The following is a 1,202-nucleotide window of genomic DNA, read 5'->3' on the forward strand; positions in this document are numbered from 1 at the left end:
GGTGCCAAACCGCTGGCCCAGATGGCCTGGAAATTCGCCCAGCAGGCATGAATCACACGTCAATCCGCACCCTTTTCAACTGACACAACCGGAGATCCCATGGACTTTGACTACTCACCCAAAACAAAAGAGCTTCAAGGCAAATTGCAGGCGTTCATGGATGAATATATCTACCCCGCCGAGGGTGCCTATCACGCCGAGATCGCGGCCAATACGGTGGCCGGCAAACGCTGGACACCGCTGCAGACCATTGAAAACCTCAAACTCAAGGCACAGACCGCCGGCTTGTGGAACCTGTTTTTGCCGGTAGACAGTGCCGCCGCCTCCGGCTACACCGGCGCAGGCCTGACCAACCAGGAGTACGCACCGCTGGCCGAAATCATGGGTCGGGTGATGTGGTCCAGCGAAGTGTTCAACTGCTCTGCGCCCGACACCGGCAATATGGAAACCATCGCCCGCTATGGCTCCGAGGAAAACAAGGCACGCTGGCTCAAACCCCTGCTGGAAGGCAAAATCCGCTCCGCCTTTGCCATGACCGAACCCGATGTGGCGTCGAGTGACGCCACCAATATCGAAACCCGCATTGAGCGCCAAGGCGATGACTACGTCATCAACGGCCGCAAGTGGTGGACCTCCGGCGCGGGCGACCCGCGTTGCGCGATCTACATCACCATGGGCAAGACCAACCCGGATGAGCCGCGCCTTTCGCAGCAAATCTTGGTGCTGGTGACGGCCAACACGCCCGGCATCACCGTGGTGCGCGCGCTCAATGTGATGGGTTATGACGATGCGCCGCATGGCCACATGGAAGTGCTGTTTGAAAACGTCCGCGTACCCGTCTCCAACATCCTGCTCGGCGAAGGCCGCGGGTTCGAGATCGCGCAAGGACGGCTTGGCCCGGGACGCATCCACCACTGCATGCGCCTGATCGGTCTGGCGGAGCGCGCCCTGGAGTTGATGTGCAAACGAGCCTCTTCACGGGTGGCCTTTGGCAAGACCATCGCCTCGCAAACAGTGACCCAGGAACGCATCGCCGAGGCCCGCTGCAAAATCGACATGGCCCGGCTGCTGACGCTCAAGGCGGCCTGGATGATGGACGTGGCCGGCAACAAATTTGCCAAAAACGAAATTGCGATGATCAAGGTGGTCGCACCCAGCATGGCCTGCGAGGTCATCGACTGGGCCATACAAGTGCATGGCGG

The 1,202-nt window shown here is 60.1% G+C and carries 1 protein-coding gene; it reads left to right on the forward strand.

Annotated elements, in window-relative coordinates; all coding sequences use genetic code 11:
* Nucleotides 1–99: 99 nt before the first annotated feature.
* The coding region (locus Q7T36_RS17870) for an acyl-CoA dehydrogenase family protein (protein WP_304852061.1) at nucleotides 100–1,202 on the forward strand (1,103 nt) is incomplete at its 3' end.

It is taken from the genome of Fluviicoccus sp., assembly GCF_030646115.1.
Classification (GTDB): domain Bacteria; phylum Pseudomonadota; class Gammaproteobacteria; order Pseudomonadales; family Moraxellaceae; genus Fluviicoccus.